Source organism: Martelella sp. K41-7 (assembly GCF_055808365.1).
This window is the reverse complement of sequence record NZ_CM147867.1, coordinates 2,360,206-2,375,801: the sequence shown is the minus strand read 5'-3', so window position 1 is coordinate 2,375,801 and position 15,596 is coordinate 2,360,206. Positions and strand designations below refer to the sequence as shown.

Here is a 15,596-nt window from a genome sequence, read left to right as displayed (position 1 = left end):
TCCGACAGGGAGAGATTGATGTCGAACATGGACATGACCAGTCTGGTGCAAGGTTATCGTGCGCTTGTTATCGGTGCATCGGGTGGCATCGGCCAGGCCTTTTGCGAGACAATCGAAGCTGATCGGCGCTGCGGCGGCCTGAACAGGCTATCGCGGCGCGATCACGGCTTTGATATCACAGATGAAAATTCCGTTGCAGATGCTGCAGCGCGTCTCGGCGATACGCGCTTTGATCTCATCATCTGTGCGACCGGCGCGCTGCATATCGATGGCATCCGGCCCCGAGAAGACCATCCGGGCTCTGGATGCCGGGGCGATGTCAAAGCAATTCGCCGTCAATGCTGTCGGTCCGGCCTTGGTGCTGAAGCACTTCCTGCCGCTGATAGTGCGCAACCGCCGGGCGGTGTTTGCCTGTCTTTCGGCACGCGTCGGCTCGATTGGCGACAATCATATCGGCGGCTGGATGTCCTATCGGGCCTCAAAGGCAGCGCTCAACCAGATTGTCCGCACTGCATCGATCGAGGCCAGCCGCAAATTACCGCTGCTGTCTCTGGCTGCACTTCATCCGGGCACTGTGGTCACGGCGCTTTCCGAGCCGTTTGCAGGCAGTAACCGACGTGTTGCGGCTGATGCAGCGGCAGGCAATATGCTGTCGGCCCTAAATCGGATCACCGAAGGCGAGACCGGTATTTTCATTGCCTATGACGGCAGCCGGATCGCGTGGTAACGCTCAGCCCTTGACCAGAGCTGTGGCCCGGCGTCGTGCCTCCTGGTCGGCGGCGAAAACGTCGTCGATGTTGGTGGCATCCCTCAGATGACTGAGGCCATCCATCACGGTCTCGGTGATTTCAGCCATTTCCAGAAAGCCGCAGCGCCCGGCAATAAAGGCCTCCAGCGCCACTTCCTTGGCGCCGTTCAGCACCGCGCCTTGAAGCCCGCCGCGATCCATGGCGACGCGCGCCAGTCGCAGGGCGGGAAACCGGGTCTCGTCCGGGGCCTCGAAGTCGAGTCGGGCAAGCTTTGCGAAATCGAGCCTTTCCACAGAAAGCACGGGGCGGCCGGGATAGGCCAGCGCATATCCTATTGCCGTGCGCATGTCGGGCGCACCAAGCTGCGCCAGCACCGATCCATCGGCATATCCGACCATGGAATGAATGATCGACTGCGGGTGGACGATCACCTCCACCTGCTCTGGGCTTAGCCCAAACAGGTGCATGGCCTCGATCATCTCCAGCGCCTTGTTGAACATCGAGGCGCTGTCGATAGAGATTTTCAGGCCCATCGACCAATTGGGATGCGCGCGCGCTGTGGCAGCATCCACATGGCGCATCTCCTCAAGGCTCTTGGTTCTGAACGGTCCGCCGGATGCCGTGATGATCACCCGCTCCAGTGCGCGGCGCTGGTTTTCCTCGAACACCTGAAAGATCGCTGAATGTTCGCTGTCCACCGGGATCATCGTGCCGCCACCCTCGGCAATCGCCTTGATGAACAGCGGGCCGGCGGAAACAAGGCATTCCTTGTTGGCAAGGGCGATGTCCGCGCCGGCGCTTGCCGCTTCAAGGGTGGGTTTCAGGCCTGCCGTGCCGACGATGGCAGCCATGACCATATCATTGTCCATCCGGGCGGCTTCGCAAAGCCCGCTTGTCCCGGCGGCTGGTGTGACGCCCGAGCCGGAAAGCGCGTCCTTCAAAGCCTTGTAACGGGTCTCGTCAGCAGTGACCGCCATGGCCGCGCCATGGTCTATGGCCTTGCGGGCCAGCGCCTCGATATTGGCGTTGCCCGTCAGTGCGGTCAGTTCGAAAGTGTCGCGCCCGCCGAGCTGTTCGATCACATCGAGCGTGTTGACACCGATTGATCCTGTCGCGCCGAAGATGGCGATGCGTCGCGTACTCATTATGCCGTGCCGTTTCAGTCCGTTTCCTGACCAAGGCTCTATCGGACTTTTGTGGCGAGCGACAGAGGCGATGCAAAGATTTAGCCTGTCCCTGACTTGATATCGGCAAGGCGTGGCACTGGAAATGAAAAGCCTGAAAGACTATCAAGTGGTACAAACGATGGTGTGTGGCATCCCGCCCGCCTCTCGGAATGAATGAAGGAGCGCGAAATGGCTGATATCATAAAGCGCATAGGGATTGTCGGTGCAGGCGCCATGGGGTGCGGGGTTGCCCATGTCTGTGCGGTGGCCGGATATGACGTGCACCTGATCGACCGTGAGCGCGAACAGGTCGAACGCGCGCTGGCGACCATCAACGGCAATCTCGCGCGTCAGGTCAATTCCGGCAAGCTATCGGATGAAGACCGCAAGAAGGCTTTGTCGCTGATCAGCGGATCGACCGACCTGCAGGATCTTGCCTCTGCCGATATGGCGATTGAGGCAATCGACGAAGACGAGGCGGCCAAGCGCGAACTATACGCAAGAATATGCCCGATTCTGAAACCGGAAGCCCTGCTGGCGACGAATACCTCGGCCTTCTCCATCACCCGGCTTGCCGCCGCCACCGACCGCCCGGAACGGTTCATGGGCGTGCATTTCATGAACCCTGTGCCTGTGATGGAGCTTGTCGAACTGGTGCGTGGGATCGCGACAGAAGAGGTGACGTTCGAGACAGCCAAGCAATTCGTCCGCTCGCTCGGCAAAACGCCGACCGTTTCAGAGGACTTTCCCGCGTTCATCGTTAACCGTATTCTACTGCCGATGATCAATGAGGCGATCTATGTGCTTTATGAAGGTGTCGGCTCTGTCGACGCCATCGATGTTGCCATGAAGCTCGGCGCGCGCCATCCGATGGGGCCGCTGGAGCTTGCCGATTTCATCGGGCTCGACACCTGCCTTGCGGGCATGCAGCTTCTGCATGAAGGGCTGGCCGACAACAAATACCGCCCCTGCCCGCTGCTGGTGAAATATGTCGATGCCGGCTGGCTCGGCCGCAAATCCGGCCGTGGGTTTTACGATTATCGCGGTGAGGAACCGGTTCCGACGCGGTGATCTGCCGTGTCGTTCACGCCTGTCGCGGCGGTGCAGCAGCCTTTTTCGCCGGAAAGCTGCTCCAGGATCGGGCAGTCCGGGCGATGGTCGCCATGGCAGTTTTCGGCAAGATGTTGCAGCGTGGCTTTCAGCCCGGAAAGCCTTTCGAGCTTGGCGTCGATTTCCGTGATTTTCGACAGCGCCAGCGCCTTCACTTCCGCGCTCTCGCGGGCATTGTTGTCATAGAGCGACAAGAGAAGTCGGCATTCCTCGACCGAAAAGCCGAGGTCGCGCGAGCGGTGGATGAAATTCAGCCGGTGAACATGATTGTCGGAATAATCCCGATATCCGTTGGTGGCACGGTCTGCGACCACAAGGCCGATTTCCTCGTAGTAGCGGATCGTTTTGGGCGGCAGGCCCGATTGTCGTGCGGCTTGGCCGATATTCATCCACGCTCTCCTGACATACGATTTCATTAATCTGATGCCGCCATCAGGATTCTTCAAGCCTTGGCGTGTTGCCCCCGGCCGCTTCCCCGTGGCATGAACACCATCCCAATACAAAGCGGAGAATAAACCATGGACGTCACCGGAGGCTGCTTTTGCGGCAATGTGCGCTTTGCGGCAAGTGTTGATCCCGATGCCGTCGTTGTCTGCCACTGCAATCAGTGCCAACGGCTCTCTGGCTCGCCCTATCGCGTGTCGGTCCTTGTGTCGCGAGACGACGTCCAGATATTGAGCGGCGTGCTCAGAGAATACTGGAAAATGGCCGAAAGCGGCGCCAAACGCGCCCAGGCCTTCTGCGAGACCTGCGGCGGGCCGGTGTTTTCAAGAGGCGAGGGCGATGCGGCTGAGGACTGGACCCTGCGCTGGGGGCTGATCGACCAGCGCGGCGATCTGCCACCCAAGCGGCAGATCTGGTGCGAGGCGGCGGCCGCCTTCGTCAGTGAACTCAGCACGCTTCCGGGAGAGGCGAAGGAATAGAACTCAGCCCTTTTTAAGCGCCGTCCTCACCATTGCAGACAGATCCTCGTCACCGTGACCGGCCTCAAGACAGGCGGAGTAACTCTTGACGGCGGCGTCGATGGCGGGTGTTTCGATACCGAAACTTTCGGCGACACGTGCAAACAGCTTTGCGTCCTTGAGTGCGCCCCTGACCGGAAAGCCGACGGACTTGTCTTCACCCAGAATACGGGAATCCGGGTCCTGAGCGCCGGCGAAGCGCCGGGGCTGGCGAGCAGGATTTCCAGCATGGTCTCCACCGGAAGCCCGGCCTCTCTGCCGGTCAGAAGTGCCTCCTTCAAGACCTCCCAATAGCCGCAAAGCATCATGTTGTTGACGACCTTGGCGGCAGCACCCATGCCGAGCGATCCGGCGTGGTGGACCCGGTCGGACAACGCCATGGCGACAGGATGAAAGCGCGCGAAATCGGCATTCGCGCCGCCGATATAGAGACCCGCCTTTCCGTCAGCAATCAGTTCCGGGCCGCCGGAAACCGGCGCATCAATAGCGCTTCCGCCCTTGGCCTTGATTGGTTCGGAAAAGCGGCGGAGCGTTTTCGGGCTGACGGTGGACATCTCGGCGACCAGCTTGCCGGGCAGCGATGTTGTCATCAGCGCGGTGAGCACCTCTTCCACCGCCGCGTCATCAATCAGGGATGTGATAATGATATCGGCCTTGCCGGCAAGGGCTGCCGGGTTGCGTGCCTTTTGTGCGCTGGTCTTGATGGCCAGTTCATCCGGCACCCCGCTGCGCGACCACAACACCAGTTCAAAACCGGCGGCAGCCAGACGGCGTGCCATCGCCGAACCCATGCGTCCGGTACCGCAAATGCCGATTTTCTCTTTCTCGACCATGATGCCTCCCTAGGCAGCTTTTACCTGCTGATATTCCTTGATCGCGATCATCCTGATTTCAGGTGCGCGTTCGCTTTCATAATTCAGCGAAAAGCCGTCCTGCGCCAGGAAAACCGGGTCGCCATCAAGATCGCGCGCGATATCGCCGCGATGGGAGGAGACGAATTTCTCCAGCTCGGCGTTTTTTTCGGCAGAAATCCAGCGGCATATCGAAAAACGTGCCATTTCGAAGGACACCGGCAGGCCGTATTCTGCCTTCAGCCTCTCCTTCAGCACATCAAGCTGCAGCGCGCCGACAACGCCGACAATCGCCGGTGAGCCGTCTTCCGGGGTAAACAGCTGCACCACGCCTTCCTCGGCCATTTGCTGCAATGCTTCCTTCAGCTTCTTGGCCTTCATGGCATCTTCTAGCCGCACGCGGCGCAGGATTTCCGGCGCGAAGTTGGGAACGCCCTGAAACACGAGCTGTTCGCCATCGGTCAGCGTATCGCCGATCCGAAGCGCGCCATGGTTGGGAATACCGACGACGTCACCGGCATAGGCCGCGTCTGCAAGCTGGCGCTGCGAGGCGAAGAAGAATTGCGGCGCCGTTAGCCCCATCTGCTTGCCGGTGCGCGAAAGCCTTGCCTTCATGCCGCGCTTCAATTCACCCGAACATACGCGCACGAAAGCGATACGGTCGCGGTGATTGGGATCCATATTGGCCTGAATCTTGAACACGAAGGCGCTCATTTTCGGGTCTGTGGCTTCGACCGTGCGCACATCCGCGACCTGCGCGCGTGGCGGCGGGCCGAATTCGGACAGCGCGTGGATGAGGTCGCGCACGCCGTTGTTGCGTAGCGCCGATCCGAAATAGACCGGGGTCATGTGGCCCTCAAGAAAGGCCTCGCGCGAGAAGGCTGGATAGCCGTCAATGGCCAGTTCCGCCATTTCGGCCCAGTCCTGGCGTTCATGCTCGGGCAGTTTTTCTGACACCACTTCCGGGCCGTTCACCTTGGTCAGTTCGCGCTCGCTGTCGCCGTAGCGCACCGCGCTGTCGCGCAAGTGATACGTGCCGGCAAAGCTCTTGCCCTGTCCGATCGGCCATGTCATCGGCACGGGATCAAGCGCCAGCTTTTCCGCCACCTCGTCGATGATCTCGAACGTGTCGCGGGCCTCGCGGTCCATCTTGTTGACGAAGGTGATGATCGGAATGTCGCGCATGCGGCAGACTTCGAACAGCTTCAGCGTCCGTGGCTCGATGCCTTTGGCTGCGTCGATGACCATGATCGCCGCATCCACCGCCGTCAGCGTGCGGTAGGTGTCGTCGGCAAAGTCTTCGTGACCGGGGGTGTCGAGCAGGTTGAATACGGTATTCTCATATTCGAAGGTCATCACCGAGGTGACCACTGAAATGCCGCGTTCGCGCTCGATCTTCATCCAGTCGGAACGCGTCTGGATACGGTCCTTCTTGGCCTTCACCTCGCCGGCAAGCTGAATAGCACCGCCGAACAGCAGCAGTTTTTCCGTCAGCGTGGTTTTACCGGCGTCCGGATGGGAGATGATCGCGAAGGTTCGGCGGCGGGCAACCGCCTCTGCAAGCGTTTCGGGCATTTGTCGTTAAATCCTGTTGATTGACGCCTATCTAGCGATTTGGGCATCAAGATGCAATTGACCTGTCGCCGTCGCATGGCAAGGTTGCCGCGATTAAACCAAGGTGATTGAAGACAAGATGACACTGAAGCTGAAACGTCTCGAACATGCCGACGGCCTGGCGCCTCCGTCTTATGAGACCATTGGTTCCGCCGGGATGGATATCCGTGCCGCTTTGCCTGAAGGCGAGCCGCTGGTGCTGGCGCCCGGCCAGCGCGCATTGGTGCCGACCGGTTTCATCTTTGAAATTCCCGAAGGTTACGAGGCGCAGATCCGCCCGCGCTCCGGCCTTGCGTTCAAGCACGGCATTACCTGTCTCAACACACCCGGCACCATCGACAGCGACTATCGCGGCGAGGTGAAGGTGCTGCTCGTCAACCTCGGCGACGCGGAATTCGCCATTGAACGGGATATGCGCATCGCCCAGGTCATCATCGCACCGGTAACGCAGATGCCGGTAACTGTGGTCGGTGATCTGACGGAGACAAAGCGCGGTGCAGGCGGGTTTGGTTCAACGGGCGTTTGAGGTGGAAGATCGGCTGACATTCCGGCAGGACTATTTCTCCGATCTCACTGCCTTCGAGGCGCTTGCAGCCTTGCTGCAGGAGATGTTCGGGATCGATATCCGATCAGCGCTTGGACTTGCCGGTCTGGATAAAACCACAATGCCGTTCGGCTATTTCGATACGGATGGACGATGCGTTGCGAATTTTTCGGTGTTTTCAGTGCCGCTGATGGTCGAGGGCCGGCGGGTGATAGCGGCGGCCTATCAGTCCGGTGCGGTCAGGCCGGAATATCGGGGGCAGGGGCTTTACCGAGACCTGATGCGCCGTGCCTTCACCCATGCCCGCACGACCGGCCACGAGGCCGATATACTGATGACCCACAAGCCGGGGCTCTATGAGCCCTATGGCTTGCGGCAGGTCCGGTTATTCGGTTTCCGTGGTCCTGCGCCGGCAAGCCATCCGCAAACGGCATCCGGTCGCAAGATCTCGATTGATAATGAAGGTGATGTCGCGCTTATTGCCGGAATGCTCGACCGCCGCGAACCGGTCTCCCGGCGATTTGCCGTGCGGGGGATGAAGGAATTCTTCCTGCTCAACGCGCTCTGGCAGAAGGATGAGACAACCCTTACGCATCTCCCCGGTTTGGATGCGGTCATCGCCTGGAAGGCGGCGGAAGGGCGCCTGGTGATCTGCGATATCGTTGCCCCGGCGATGCCCGCTCTTTCCGAGATTTGCGCCGGTCTCGGCGGTGGCTTCTCCGAAGTCGAGACCCGGTTCAGCCCGGACCTCCTCCAGTGGCTGCAAGCGCACCCGGTCGCCGATCCGCATATCTATCTGATGGTGTCGGCGGCGCTGACAAAGCAGTTGAGCATGGCACCCGTCGGATTTACGCCTCTTGCTGAATTCTGACGCGACAGGCGCGCTAACGCCGTGCCTCTAGCGCCATCCGGGTGGCAAGGCCCACCAGGACCGTTCCCATCAGATAGCGCTGGATATGCGACCAGAGCGGTCGCTCTGCCAGAAAGACGGCAATGGCACCTGCGCCAAGCACAATGAGAGCGTTGACCGCCAGACTGACGGCGATTTGCGCAAACCCCAGAACCAGCGTCTGCGACAGAATGTGCCCGCGTTCCGGGTCGATGAATTGTGGCAGCAGCGACAGGTAAAGCACGGCCGATTTCGGGTTCAGGAGATTGGTCACCAGCCCCATAACGAACAGTTTGCGGATGCTGTCCGATGGCAGGTTGCGCACGGTGAAGGCAGATTGGCTGCCGGGCCTGACCGCATTCCACGCAAGGTAAAGCAGGTAGCACGCCCCCAGAAACCGTATCGTGTCATAGGCAAAGGGAACCGCCAGCAGCAGCACCGTCAGCCCGAAGGCCGCCGACAACATGTAGACTGCAAAGCCGATGCCGACGCCGGCAAGCGAGACCATTCCGGCAACCGGCCCCTGGCAGATTGACCGCGAAATCAGGTAGATCATGTTCGGCCCTGGCGTCAGCACCATTGCAAGGGCAATGAGGACAAAGGCCAGGAGGTGGTGGGGCTCGGGCATGACAGTTTCCTTGGTCAATTAAGCTGTTATAGCCGAAAACCGAATGGCGACAAGTGAGGAGAGATCGGGTAATCCCTTCATTTCTCATTCCGTTTTCGCCGATGATGGGGTAATTTCCGCCAAACAGGGACAAGTGGCCTTTTACGCCTCATGTTTTCCCGGAGGCATGGTTCATGGACATGGTGGACGCGTTTCAGCGCGTGGGACTGGCGCTTGCGATTGGCCTTCTGGTCGGGATCGAACGCGGCTGGCAGGAACGCGAGATGGCCGATGGCGAGCGCGCCGCCGGTATCCGTACCTTTGCGCTGGTTGGCCTTTTGGGCGGGCTTTCGGGATATCTGGGGCAGATATCGGGGCCGGTCCTGCCTGCAGCGCTCGGTGTGGGGATGGTGGGCGCATTTATCGTTTTCAGCTACCGTGCCGCCACACCGCGAAATGATTTCTCAGCCACGGGCGTCGTTGCAGCTCTGGTGGTGTTTGCGCTCGGCATCGTTTCGACAACAGGTGATATGCGGCTGGCTGCTGCAGGCGGTGTGGTCTCAACGGTTCTGTTGGCGGCTCGTCACAGTCTCCATGGTTTCCTGAGAACAATGACATGGGTTGAACTGCGCTCGGCGCTGGTGCTGTTGACCATGAGCTTCGTGGCACTGCCGCTTCTGCCGAACCGGGCGATTGATCCCTGGGGCGGGTTCAACCCGTTTACCGTCTGGCTGATGACGATCATGATCGCCGCCCTTTCCTATGCCGGATATGTGGCTATGCGGGTGGCGGGGCCGGAACGCGGCATCCTGTTTGCCGGTGCGACCGGCGGGATTGTCTCTTCGACAGCGACGACGCTGTCTTTCGCCCATATTTCCACGGCTCAGCCGCTGCTTTCGCGGCAATTGGCCGGCGCCGCTTCGATTGCCGGCGGGCTTTCGCTGGTGCGCTGTTTCATCATCGGTGCGGCTGTCGCGCCTGCGCTGATCGTGCCGTTGGCCTCGGCCCTGGTGCCGGGGTTTTGCGTCTTCGCCAGCGCAAGCCTGTTTCTTATCGGCCGCAACAGAGCGGCGGGTGGCAATGCCGAGCTGACGCTCTCAAACCCATTCGAGCTGGGCGCGGTTTTGCGCTTTGGTGCATTGCTCGGTGCCGTCAGCTTTATCGCAAAAATGCTGGTGCAGCTTCTGGGGCCGGAGAGTATCATCGTGATCGCGCTGGTTTCCGGCATTCCCGATCTCGATGCCATTACGCTGTCGACCGCGCATTTGGCTGGTTTTTCAGTTCCTATCAACACCGCAGCCCTTGCCGTGATGGTGGCAGCTGCCTCCAATCTCATCACCAAGGTGGCGCTTGCCTATGGCAGCGGCACGCGGGTTTACGGCCGGTTGTTGGGGCTCGTAACGTTTGCAGTGTTGGTCGCCGGTGGTGCCTGTTTCTGGATATTTGTCACATTTGTACACTGAGTGGCGTAGCATTCTTCAGGCGTTGGAATGAGATTTCGGGAAAATTGCGTTGGTTGGAATCATGTTTCCCGTGATGTCGTCGGATCGCTGTTTCGTGCCTCGAATTTTGCGTTGTCGAGCCCTACCTAGAGGGTAACTCATTCAGGGAGAACTACCATGGAACAGAACGGCAAGCCCGGACGCGGGAAAGTTTATTCCTCAATTCTCGAAACCATCGGTGACACGCCAATCGTCCGCCTCGACAAGCTGGCGAAGGAAAAGGGCGTGAAGGCCAATCTTCTGGCCAAGCTGGAATTCTTTAACCCGATTTCCTCGGTCAAGGATCGCATCGGCTTTGCGATGATCGATGCGCTGGAAAAGGCGGGAAAGATCACCCCCGGAAAATCCGTGCTGATCGAGCCGACATCGGGTAACACCGGTATCGGGCTGGCCTTCGCCGCCGCCGCAAAGGGCTATCGGCTGATCCTGACCATGCCGGAATCGATGTCGATCGAGCGCCGCAAGATGGTCGCGCTGCTCGGCGCTGAACTGGTGCTGACCGAGCCGCCGAAGGGCATGAAGGGCGCCGTCGCCAAGGCCGAGGAACTGGCCGCCGAGATCGAAAATTCAGTCATCCCGCAGCAGTTCGAAAACCCGGCCAACCCGGAAATTCACCGCAGGACGACGGCGGAAGAAATCTGGAACGACACCGATGGTGCGGTCGATTTCTTCGTCTCGGGCATCGGTACGGGTGGCACCATCACCGGCGTCGGCCAGGTGTTGAAGCAGAAGAAGCCGGATGTGAAGGTCATCGCGGTCGAACCGGCTGCCTCGCCGATCCTGTCGGGCGGTTCACCTGCTCCGCACAAGATCCAGGGCATCGGTGCCGGTTTCGTGCCGGGTGTGCTCGATACCTCGGTCTATGACGAGGTCGTTCAGGTGGAAAACGACGATGCCTTTGCGCTTGCTCGCGAAGTCGCGCGCGTTGAAGGCCTGCCCGTCGGCATTTCCTCCGGTGCGGCGCTGAAGGCGGCGATCGAGGTCGGCTCGCGACCGGAAAATGAAGGCAAGAACATCGTCATCATCATCCCGTCCTTTGCCGAGCGCTATCTCTCGACGGCGCTGTTTGAAGGTCTTGGCGCGTAAAAATCCGACTGTCCCGTCGCGTTGTTTACGGACTTGACCTTTGAGCAACGACGGCAGGTACTATACCGAAAAAAACGAGCGCTGGGCCTTGCCCGGCGCTCTTTACATATCGTGCAGGACATAAGCTGCCTTGACGGCAGCCGAGGCGCGGTTTTCGACGCCGAGCTTCACATAGATCGTCTCAAGGTGCTTGTTCACCGTGCGGGTTGAAAGCCCGAGAATTTCGCCGATATCGCGGTTGGTCTTGCCCTTGGCGATCCACAGCAGTACTTCGGATTCGCGCATTGTCAGCGGGAAATGCTTGCGCAGCGTCTCGTCATCGCTGACCGGATTGGCGGAGGTGACGCGAAACAGGAATTCGTCCGCGCCGGTCTTTTCCAGAAAAGCGAGCTGAAACAGCGTTTTTTCGTTCGACGTGACCGGCAGAGGAGGCTGATTTCCAGCGGTGGCATCCGCGCTTCCGTCAGCAAGCCAGGCGGCGATCTGTTCCCCGATAAAAGTGTGATCCGGTGCGCCTCCGGCTGTGTCGCCGATCAGCCTTCCTGCTTGCGGTGTCATCCACCGGGGCATGCCATCGGGACCCGCCGCAAGCAGGTGGCGGCCGGTTGCATCGAGCGCCACCCGGGCGCTCTGGGCCGAGCGGGCATTAGCCAGATGCACGCGGATGCGGGCGCGCAGTTCGTCGATATTGATCGGCTTGGTCAGGTAGTCGACCCCGCCCGATTCCAGCGCGTGGACGATATGCTCTGTCTCCGAAAGCCCTGTCATGAAAATGACAGGGCTTGAAGTCGCAGGGCCGGATTTCAGCCGCCGGCAGGTCTCGAAACCGTCCATCTTCGGCATCACAGCATCCATCAGCACGATGTCGGGCTTGATCCGGTCGACGATGTTGATGGCGCTTTCTCCGGACGTTGCGATCAGAACAGAAAATCCGCTGTCCTCAAGTGCTTCGGTCAGAAAGCTCAACGCTTCCGGACTGTCATCGACCAAGAGTACGATTTCCTGTGCGGCTGCTTCAGCCATTGTTCTCTGCGTCCTTTCCGGCCGTGCCGGATTTGAGCGATTTCAGATAGCCGACAAGGCCGTCCATATCAAACCGGGTGACGAAGGTGGTCGCTTCGCTGACAAAGGGTTGATAGGCCTCATCTGCCGAAAGCGCTGCAAGCTTGTCCCTGATCCCGCGGTGATAACCGATCTCGCCAAGCCGGATCAATTCAACAATGTCTGATTTCGGTGGTGATTGCAGGCTCTGCGGTGGCGTCGCCGTCTCGCTATCGGGTGCCGCAGGCGTTGCCTGCCAGTTGATGCCAAGGTGCAGCGCCAGCACATCGCGCAGACGTTTCAGGTCTACCGGTTTTGAAAGTGTGTCGTTGTGGCTGTCGTCACCATGGCCGATGATGGCATCGTCACCGATATTGGCCGAGAGCATCACGATAGGGCTGGTGATGCCCTGATCGCGCAGTGTCGTGGCCAGTTGCCAGCCATTCATGCCGGGCATGCGGATGTCGAGAAGGAAAAGGTCCGGCATCGTGTCCTCAAGCTGATCCAGCGCGGTCTCACCGTCTTCAACGGTCAATACGTTGAAACCGAGCGGTACGAGAATATCGCGCATCATTGCCCTGTGATCGGCATTATCATCAACAACCATGACCGTGCGGCGCGGACCACCATAGCCGGCGGTCGCGGCGGTATCGCCTGCGATGCGCGCAGGCTGCGGCCGCTCGATGGAGGCGAGCATCAGGCGCACGGTAAAGCGCGTTCCGGCTTCTTCCTTGCTTTCCACCTCGATTTCGCCGCCGAGCGTGTTCACCAGAAGCCGGGTGATGGTGAGGCCGAGGCCGAGGCCGGGCTTTTCGCTCCTGCCGCCGCCGCGCTCGAATGGTTCGTAGATGCGCGACAGGTCTTCTTCGGCGATGCCGCTTCCGGTATCGGCAACGGTGAAGGTCGCCACCTGGCTGCGATAGCGCGCCGACAATGTCACGCTGCCAGTGTCGGTGAATTTCACGGCGTTGGAAAGCAGGTTGACGAGGATCTGGCGCAGCCGCTTTTCATCAGTGCGCACATAGGCGGGCAGGTTGCGGTCCAGCTTGTTTTCGAATTTCAGCCCCTTGGCGCGGGCCTGGGTCTCGAACATGTCGATGATCTGGTCAAGGAATTCGGTCAGGTTGATCTCGTTGGAGAAGACCTGAAGGCGGCCGGATTCAATGCGTGAGATATCCAGAAGGCCGTCAATCAGGCCCGACAGATAGTCGGCGGAACGGCGAATTGATTTGATCGCCGGCTGACGCGCCTCGGGAATGGTCGGATCGCGCTCCAGAAGCTGGGCATAGCCCGACACTGCATTGAGCGGCGTGCGAAGTTCGTGGGAAAGGCCGACGACATAGCGGCTCTTGGCACGGTTTGCGGCCTCTGCACTTTCCTTGGCGGTCTGCAAGGCTGCATCGGTTTTTTCGTGGGCGGCGATTTCCTTCAAAAGCAGCGTCGTCTGGCGCGAGGATTCCTCCTCGGCGACCATGCGGCTGTCATGGGCGAGCACGTAAAACCAGGCGACGATACAGGCGAGCATGGAGAAGACGAAGAACACGATCAACGCTGTGTCATAGACCACCGAACTGGTTTCCGGTGCGGCCTGCACCATCTGGTAGGCGATCATGAACAGGATGGCGCCGATGAAGGTGATCGATAAGGCAACGGTGATGCCGTAGCGGCCGAGCCTTGTCGAAAGCTGCTCGACCACACGGGCGGGCAGCAGCGCGCCAGCAACGGTGGCGATCTGTGTTTTGAGCCGGGCCTTCGGCTTGCACATGTCATGGCAACGGCTGTCGAGCGAACAGCACAGCGAACAGATCGGACCGGCATAGGCCGGGCACCAGGCCATGTCCTCGGGTTCGAAGGGATGCTCGCAGATCGAGCAGGTGATCGCGCTTTTGGACTGCCAGCCCTTGCGCTGCTTGCGCGCCAGATAATAACGCCCGCCCGTGCCCCAGGCGATCAGCGGAGAAGCGATGAGAGCGACGATCAGCGCGATAAAGGGCGCAAAGGAAACGGCAAGCGCACCGAACAGGCCGAAATGGGCGGCAATCGCAATACCGCCGGAAAGCGCCATGGCCCCCAGCCCGACCGGGTTGATGTCATAAAGATGCGCCCGCTTGAACTCGATGCCGGGCGGTGACAGGCCGAGTGGTTTGTTGATGAGGAGGTCGGCGGAGATCGTTGATAGCCAGGCCATGGCAACGATCGAGAATACGCTGAGCGACGCCTCCAGCAGGCGGTAGATGCCGAGCTGCATCAACAACAGCGCAATCGCCACATTGAAGACAAGCCACACCACCCGGCCAGGATGGCTGTGGGTGAGGCGGGAAAAAAGTTCGACCATGCGAGCGAGCCCGCATAGGCATTCATCACATTGATCTTCAGCTGTGAGACCACGACGAACGCGGCCATCAGCAGAAGTGCCGCTGTCTGGTTCGGGATCATGTAGCCAAATGCCGTCAGATACATATGGGCCGGATCTGCCGCCTCGGTTGCGGGCATGCCTGTCGAAAGCGCCAGAACGGCCAGAAACGAGCCGGCCATCAGCTTCGGCACGCCAACCACGACCCAGCCAGGACCGGCCAGAAAAATGGCGAGGCGATGACGAAACTTGCGCTCGCCGGTTGCCGGCAGGAAGCGCAGGAAATCCACCTGTTCGCCGATCTGCGGCATCAGCGCGAAGATGACACCGGCGGCCGCCGCAAAGCCTGCCAGCGTAAAAGGTGCCGCCATTCCCGGTTCGGCAGCTGCGGTGTTCAACCCTCCGAAAGCCCGCCATAGCTCGAATTTTTCGAAATCCATGAAAGCGATGAAGATGAAGGGCAGGATGTTGAGGATGATCCAGAACGGCTGGGTGAGGATCTGAAACCGCGAGATCATCTGCACGCCGTAAGTCACCAGCGGGATGACCAGCACGGCGGAGATGATGTAGCTGATCCACAGCGGAATGCCGAAGGCAAGCTCCAGCGCGCCGGACATGATCGAGGCTTCGATGGCGAACAGGATGAAGGTGAAGCTGGCATAGATCAGCGAGGTGACCGTCGAGCCGATATAACCGAAGGAAGCGCCGCGCGTCAGAAGATCGATATCGACACCGTGGCGGATCGCATATTTGGCGATTGGCAGCCCGGCCAGCAGCATCACGGCCGCAGCAACAATGGCCGCGAAGAAGGCATTGGTGGTGCCATAGGACAGCGTGATCGTGCCGCCGATCGCTTCCAGCGCCAGAAAGGAAATCGCGCCGATCGCCGTTTGCGAAATCCGACTTGATGAAAACCGGCGCGCGCTTTTGGCGGTAAAACGCAGCGCATAGTCTTCCAGCGTCTGGTTGGCGACCCAGCGGTTATATTCGCGCCGGACGGGAATGATGCGTTGGCGTGGTGTCATGTATCGATGCGGCGCCTGCCTGGAAAAGAAACTTGGGCTTTGTTGAATGTTCAGACAATGGCAGACAATGGCAAGCAAAAACACGGCCCGATCTCGT

The 15,596-nt window shown here is 59.9% G+C and carries 13 protein-coding genes and 1 pseudogene; 7 read left to right on the top strand and 7 right to left on the bottom strand.

Translation table 11 applies throughout. The annotated features are described in order from the left end of the window. Positions 1-181 precede the first annotated feature (181 nt). Entirely contained in the window at positions 182-727 is a 546-nt protein-coding gene (locus tag AC0L7L_RS11295) for an SDR family NAD(P)-dependent oxidoreductase (protein ID WP_473509059.1), read from the top strand. A gap of 3 nt (positions 728-730) precedes the next feature. Here the strand turns inward: AC0L7L_RS11295 and dxr are convergent, their stop codons facing one another. Next, positions 731-1,894 carry a 1-deoxy-D-xylulose-5-phosphate reductoisomerase gene (gene dxr, locus AC0L7L_RS11290; RefSeq protein WP_272212009.1) on the bottom strand — a complete coding sequence of 388 codons (1,164 nt, stop codon included), beginning with the start codon at positions 1,892-1,894 and terminating at the stop codon, positions 731-733. 210 nt (positions 1,895-2,104) lie between these two features. On the opposite strand from dxr, the gene AC0L7L_RS11285 reads away from it, so the two are divergent. Beyond that, positions 2,105-2,986, top strand: coding sequence for a 3-hydroxybutyryl-CoA dehydrogenase (locus AC0L7L_RS11285; protein WP_272212008.1), 882 nt, complete (start codon positions 2,105-2,107; stop codon positions 2,984-2,986). Here AC0L7L_RS11285 and cueR read toward each other — a convergent pair. Next, positions 2,953-3,414, bottom strand: a complete 462-nt coding sequence (gene cueR, locus AC0L7L_RS11280) for a Cu(I)-responsive transcriptional regulator (protein ID WP_473509056.1) — start codon at positions 3,412-3,414, stop codon at positions 2,953-2,955. The two genes, AC0L7L_RS11285 and cueR, sit on opposite strands and share 34 nt — an antisense overlap. A 129-nt stretch (positions 3,415-3,543) precedes the next feature. Between cueR and AC0L7L_RS11275 the strand changes: the two genes are divergently transcribed. Beyond that, complete coding sequence (locus tag AC0L7L_RS11275) at positions 3,544-3,948, top strand: GFA family protein (RefSeq protein ID WP_473509054.1); 405 nt, start codon at positions 3,544-3,546, stop codon at positions 3,946-3,948. A 26-nt stretch (positions 3,949-3,974) separates the two neighbouring features. Here AC0L7L_RS11275 and AC0L7L_RS11270 read toward each other — a convergent pair whose 3' ends face one another. Then, positions 3,975-4,820, bottom strand: coding sequence for an NAD(P)-dependent oxidoreductase (locus AC0L7L_RS11270; protein ID WP_473509052.1), 846 nt, complete (start codon positions 4,818-4,820; stop codon positions 3,975-3,977). Positions 4,821-4,829: 9 nt separating this feature from the next. Next, on the bottom strand, positions 4,830-6,413 hold the full coding sequence (locus AC0L7L_RS11265) for a peptide chain release factor 3 (protein ID WP_473509050.1): 1,584 nt from the start codon (positions 6,411-6,413) through the stop codon (positions 4,830-4,832). A gap of 118 nt (positions 6,414-6,531) precedes the next feature. Here AC0L7L_RS11265 and dut point away from each other — a divergent pair, with 118 nt between their 5' ends. Together dut and AC0L7L_RS11255 are read left to right on the top strand one after the other, a co-directional pair. Then, the gene (gene dut / locus AC0L7L_RS11260; RefSeq protein WP_272212004.1) at positions 6,532-6,978 is read left to right on the top strand and encodes a dUTP diphosphatase; all 447 of its coding nucleotides are present in this window, start codon (positions 6,532-6,534) and stop codon (positions 6,976-6,978) included. Then, positions 6,947-7,867, top strand: a complete 921-nt coding sequence (locus tag AC0L7L_RS11255) for a GNAT family N-acetyltransferase (RefSeq protein ID WP_473509048.1) — start codon at positions 6,947-6,949, stop codon at positions 7,865-7,867. The genes dut and AC0L7L_RS11255 overlap by 32 nt, the downstream gene beginning before the upstream one ends. 13 nt (positions 7,868-7,880) lie before the next feature. Here AC0L7L_RS11255 and AC0L7L_RS11250 read toward each other — a convergent pair whose 3' ends face one another. Next, positions 7,881-8,513: a LysE family translocator gene (locus AC0L7L_RS11250; RefSeq protein ID WP_272212002.1), complete on the bottom strand. Its 633-nt coding sequence runs from the start codon at positions 8,511-8,513 to the stop codon at positions 7,881-7,883. A gap of 173 nt (positions 8,514-8,686) precedes the next feature. Here AC0L7L_RS11250 and AC0L7L_RS11245 point away from each other — a divergent pair, with 173 nt between their 5' ends. Next, positions 8,687-9,955, top strand: a complete 1,269-nt coding sequence (locus AC0L7L_RS11245) for an MgtC/SapB family protein (RefSeq protein ID WP_272212001.1) — start codon at positions 8,687-8,689, stop codon at positions 9,953-9,955. A gap of 156 nt (positions 9,956-10,111) precedes the next feature. Continuing rightward, complete coding sequence (gene cysK, locus AC0L7L_RS11240; RefSeq protein WP_473509046.1) at positions 10,112-11,080, top strand: cysteine synthase A; 969 nt, start codon at positions 10,112-10,114, stop codon at positions 11,078-11,080. Positions 11,081-11,182: 102 nt separating this feature from the next. Here cysK and AC0L7L_RS11235 read toward each other — a convergent pair whose 3' ends face one another. Beyond that, positions 11,183-12,103, bottom strand: coding sequence for a response regulator (locus AC0L7L_RS11235; RefSeq protein WP_473509044.1), 921 nt, complete (start codon positions 12,101-12,103; stop codon positions 11,183-11,185). After that, a pseudogene (locus AC0L7L_RS11230) lies at positions 12,096-15,499 on the bottom strand (hybrid sensor histidine kinase/response regulator). The gene AC0L7L_RS11235 and the pseudogene AC0L7L_RS11230 overlap by 8 nt, the downstream one beginning before the upstream one ends. Positions 15,500-15,596 lie beyond the last annotated feature (97 nt).